The organism is Micromonospora phytophila (assembly GCF_023656545.1).
In the GTDB taxonomy this organism is placed as follows: Bacteria; Actinomycetota; Actinomycetes; order Mycobacteriales; family Micromonosporaceae; genus Micromonospora; species Micromonospora phytophila.
Window position 1 is genome coordinate 1 of record NZ_JAMOKF010000382.1, and the last position, 4649, is coordinate 4649.

At 73.3% G+C, this 4649-nt stretch carries 3 protein-coding genes and 1 pseudogene; 2 read left to right on the top strand and 2 right to left on the bottom strand.

The window, feature by feature from the left end:
* Positions 1–370, top strand: a pseudogene (locus NCC78_RS27810) (hypothetical protein); the annotation flags it as partial.
* Between the two features lie 982 nt (positions 371–1352).
* Here the strand turns inward: NCC78_RS27810 and murD are convergent.
* On the bottom strand, positions 1353–2702 hold the full coding sequence (murD, locus tag NCC78_RS27815) for a UDP-N-acetylmuramoyl-L-alanine--D-glutamate ligase (protein ID WP_250798207.1): 1350 nt from the start codon (positions 2700–2702) through the stop codon (positions 1353–1355).
* A 90-nt stretch (positions 2703–2792) separates the two neighbouring features.
* On the opposite strand from murD, the gene NCC78_RS27820 reads away from it, so the two are divergent.
* Complete coding sequence (locus tag NCC78_RS27820; protein ID WP_250798209.1) at positions 2793–4142, top strand: MurL-like N-terminal domain-containing; 1350 nt, start codon at positions 2793–2795, stop codon at positions 4140–4142.
* A gap of 143 nt (positions 4143–4285) precedes the next feature.
* On the opposite strand, the gene NCC78_RS27825 is transcribed toward NCC78_RS27820, so the two are convergent.
* Positions 4286–4649, bottom strand: a 364-nt coding sequence (locus NCC78_RS27825; RefSeq protein WP_250798211.1) for a PucR family transcriptional regulator, incomplete at its 5' end; no start/stop codon positions are given.

The window sequence follows — 4649 nt, forward strand, 5'->3', positions numbered from 1 at the left end:
GTGGTCCGCCCGGACCTACCGGCCGCCCGACGCCCCGCCGGTACGGGTGCTCGCCGCCCCGTCCGGCGAGCCCGAGCGGCGGCGGGCGCACACCGCGGACACCCAACGGTTCTGGGCCGGGCACGTCCGGCTCTCCCCCGGCGACGCGGTGCTGATGGTGACCGCGCCGATCTACGTGCCGTTCCAGCACTGCGACGCGCTGCGCACCCTCGCCGTGCCGTACGGCTGCGGGATCGACACCGTCGGGGTCGACCCGGAGCTGCCGGACCTCGCCGCGCTGCCGGAACCCACGCTCACCCCGGGCCGTTACCTCCAGGAGATCCGCTCGGCGATCCGGTCCATGCGCGCCCTGCACGCCGCGCTGCGGTGAGCGGCGCCCGATCGTCGCGTTCCGCGCTGCGGCGAGCGTGGCCCTGTCATCGCGTTCCGCGCTGCGGCGAGCGTGGCCCGGTCATCGCGTTCCGCACCACGGTGGACCCCGGGCCCGACATCGCCTTGCCAAAGATCAAGGCTCCTGTCGGCCATTCTCGGCCATTCTCGGCGACTGGCGCTGACCTGCCGGACCTGTCGGCCGCCGCCACGCCCGGTCGCGGGTCTTCGCCCGGGCGGCGGCGTCAGTCGGTTGGCCGGGGTCACCCCGCACGACGTGCGGCATGCGGCGTGCGGCATGCGGCATGCGGCGGCGAATCTGCCGGTGGCGGCGGACACCAGCTCTGGCAGTGGCGGCGGACCCCAACGTCAAGGCGGTGCAGGGGATGCTCGGGCATGCCTCGGCGTCGATGACCCTGGACGCCCTCACCCTCCCAGCATTCAGCCTTCACGGAGCGTCAGCACCGTACGCCCGAGCCCCCACACCGGTTCATCGCCTTTGCTCTGCTTACCTATACGCGACAGTCACGTTGGGTGATCAGCACGGTAGGGCTGCTGTCCCTATCGGTCCGCAGATCCCCTGTTAGCGAGGGTGGCGCGTATGGGTAAGCAGAGCAAAGGGGCCGCTACGACGACCTGACGGCGCGCATCGACTTCACCCTTCGTAATGGCGGCGCGTGTGACGCCCTGTGACAAAGAGTGACTGCGGTCAGAGTCAGGCAATGGGTGAAGTGCGACTTGCGTAGCCCGCGGACCACGGCCGAGCGCCGGATTAGACGGCCGAGGAGCCGGGCCGGAGGGCCGGGCAGGGAAAGGAGGTCGGCGGGGCCGGATCGTGGCGTTCCGCGGCAGCTGCGCACCCCCGCGCTGCGCAGCCCCGCCGCTGCGCGACGGCGTGGGCGGGCTGCCGCGCGTCGTCCGCCGGCCGGCCGACGGGTGCCCGACGGGAAACCGACGGGAGACCGACGGGAGCTGTCCGGCGGCTACGCCGGGGCGGTGTTCCGCACGGCCTCGGCGAAGACCTCGGAGCGGTGTTCGAAGTTGCGGAACCGCCCGTAGCTGGGCGCCGCCGGGGAGAGCAGCACCACTCCCCCGGCCGGGGTCAGCTTCCGGGACAACGCCACCGCCGCGAGGAGGTCCTCGGCGACCTCGGTGCGGACCGAGGGCAGCCCGGCGAGCGTCTCCACGATCCGGGGGCCGCTGTCCGGGATGCCGATCACGGTGATCTCGCGTTCCGCGAGGTGCTCGCGCAGCGGGGTGTAGTCCAGGCCCCGGTCGGTGCCGCCGACGATCACCGTCAACGGCCGCCCCTCGTACGCGTCGATGGCGTGCATGGCCGCGTACGGGCTGGTGGCGAGGGTGTCGTCGACGAAGGTCAGGCCGGACGGGTCGGCGATCTCGGTCAGCCGGTGCGCGAGGCCCTGGAACTCGGCGACGGCGACGGCCAGGGTGTCCTTGCGGGCGGCCACGTCGACGCCGAGGGCGTCCAGCACCGCGAGCGCGACGCAGAGGTTGCCCTCGTTGTGCCGGCCGACCAGCGGCAGCACCGCGCGCGGGAAGAGCGGCTGGTCGCGGAGGTGGAACCAGGGCGCGCCGTCGGGTCCGGACGCGACGTGGGTGTTGTCGGGCGAGCCGGCGCGCACCGCGGCCCGGTCGCCCAGTTCCAGGGCCAGCCGGGGGTCGGCGCCGTTGACCACCACGGTCCGCGGGCCGTACGCGATCAGGTTGAGCTTGTCCCGGTAGTACTCGGCCTCGCCGCCGTGCGCGTCGAGGTGCTCGGGGAAGAGCGCGGTGACCACCGCGACCCGGGGCGAGTCGGTCAGGTCGCTGCACTGGTAGCTCGACAGTTCCAGCACGTACAGCTCGGCCTCCGGCAGGTCCAGCGTCGGCACGCCGATGTTGCCGCCGAACACATTCGGGCGGTCCACGGCGGCGAGCAGGTGGCTGATGAGGCTGGAGGTGGTGCTCTTGCCCTTGCTGCCGGTGACCCCGATGGTGCGGGCGGCGTGGTCGGCCATCCAGAGCGCGGTGCCCTGGGTCACGGTGGCCCCGCGCCGGCGCAGCTCGACCAGCCAGGGATGGGTCTGCGGCACCCCGGGCGAGCGGACCACCACGTCGGCGGCGGCCAACCGGTCGAAGCCCTCCTCGCCGGTGACCAGCGGGGCAGCCTCGGCCAGCGGGCCGTCCCAGGGCAGGGTGAGGAAGTTGGCGCTGTCGTCGACGGCGACCATCCCGGCCGGGCCGTGCGCGGCGATCGCGGTCACCGCGGCCCGGCCCTCGCGGCCGGCCCCCCAGACGGCGACGGTACGTCCGCGCAGGTCAGACAGGCGCACGGGCTCTCCTCAGGGGGTGTCGACGGCGTGGCACGGGCACGGTCCGGCGCAGCCGGGCACGGCCGGACGAACCAGGGCCTAGTATGGCGTGTGCCCAACGAGCAGCTCCGGCGGATGGACGCCTTCACCTTCCCGTCCTACTCGATCGACCTCTCCACCGGGGAGGCGTTGTTCGACTACGCGCTCACCGGCCCCGACGGGGAGCAGCGGTTCACCGAGGTGATCACGCTTCCGCTGCCCGACGCGCCGCCGTCGGACTCCACGGTGGCGACCCTCGGCCGGGTGCTGGAGCTGCTGCACGTGGTCGCCGGGGTCAGCTACTACAAGGCCGCCGCGCCGCGCCGGCTGGTGCTGCCGGCGCCGCTGGGGTCGGCCGCCGCCGAGCTGGTCACCGCCGTCTACACCAAGGGCCTGGCGGAGTACGCCTACCGCAATCAGCTGCCGCACGTGCTGGAACTGCGCCCCGAGGTTCCGGCCGGTGAGGTCTCCCCCGCCCGCGTGTACGACGACTCGGACCGGCGTCCGCTCTCCGCCGTCGGCGGCGGGAAGGACTCGATCGTGAGCCTGGAGGCGCTGCGCCGGGCCGGCTTCGACCCGGTGCCGTTCTCGGTCAACCCCAACCACGTGATCGTCTCGGTCAACGAGGCGTCCGGGCTCGCTCCGCTCGCCGCGCGCCGCCGCATTGACCCGGTGCTGTTCGAGCTGAACGCGGCCGGGGCGCTCAACGGTCACATCCCGGTCACCGCGATCAACTCGCTGATCGCGGTCGCCACCGCCGTGCTGCACGGGCTGGGCCCGGTGGTGATGTCCAACGAGCGTTCGGCGTCCGACCCGAACCTGGTCTGGGACGGTCACGAGATCAACCACCAGTGGTCCAAGGGCGTGGAGGCGGAGGGGCTGCTACGGGCGGCCCTGGCCGAGCACGCTGGGCTCACCGAGCCGTACTTCTCGCTGCTGCGGTCGCTGTCGGAGCTGCACATCGCCCGGCTCTTCGCCGAGATCGACCGATACGACGACGTGGTGACCAGTTGCAACGCCGCGTTCAAGCTGCGTGACGCCAGCGAGCGCTGGTGCCGCGACTGCCCGAAGTGCCGGTTCGTCTTCCTCGCCATGGCGCCGTTCATGCCCCGGGAGCGGCTGGTGCACATCTTCGGCGGCGACCTGCTCGCCGACCCCGCCCAGGTGCCCGGCTACCGGGAACTGCTCGGGGTGGACGGGCACAAGCCGTTCGAGTGCGTCGGCGAGGTGGAGGAGTCGGTGGTGGCGTTGAGCCTGCTCGCCGAGCAGGACCAATGGCGCGACGCCCCCGCGGTCCGGGCCCTGGTCGACGCGGTTCCCGAGACCGCCTGGTCGGCCGCGGCCAACTCCGACGTCTTCACCCCCGGCGGCCCCAACCACATCCCGCCGCCCTACGCCAAGGTCCTCACCACCCTGACCTGACCCGCCCTCCCCGCCCTCCCCGCCCGCCTCCCGCCCCGCCTCCCGCCGCTTGATCATGAGGTTGGCGGGGCGGACCGCCCGGTTCGGCCCCGCCAACCTCATGATTAACCGCCCGGGCGGCCGGGGACGGGCAGCGGGGTTGGTCAGGGGGTGCGGACGGCGTCCAGGGCGAGCAGGGCGACGTGGAGGGAGAGGCAGGCTTCGACCGAGTCCAGGTCGACGTCGAGGATGCGGGCAATGCGGGCCAGCCGCTCGTAGAACGCCGGCCGGGACAGGTGCGCCGCGGTGGCCGCCGCCGACTTGTTCCGCCCCTGCTCCAGGTACGCGCGCAGGGTGCCCAGCAACTGCTCCCGGGGGTGCCGCGCGTCGTACGCGAGCAGCGCGCCGAGTTCCCGCTCGACGAAGGTCTGCAACCGCGGCTCGTCGCGCAGCAGGTGCAGCAGGCCGGCCAGCCCGACGTGCGGCAGCCGGAAGACGGGCAGGTCACGGCGGTCACGGCGGGCGGCG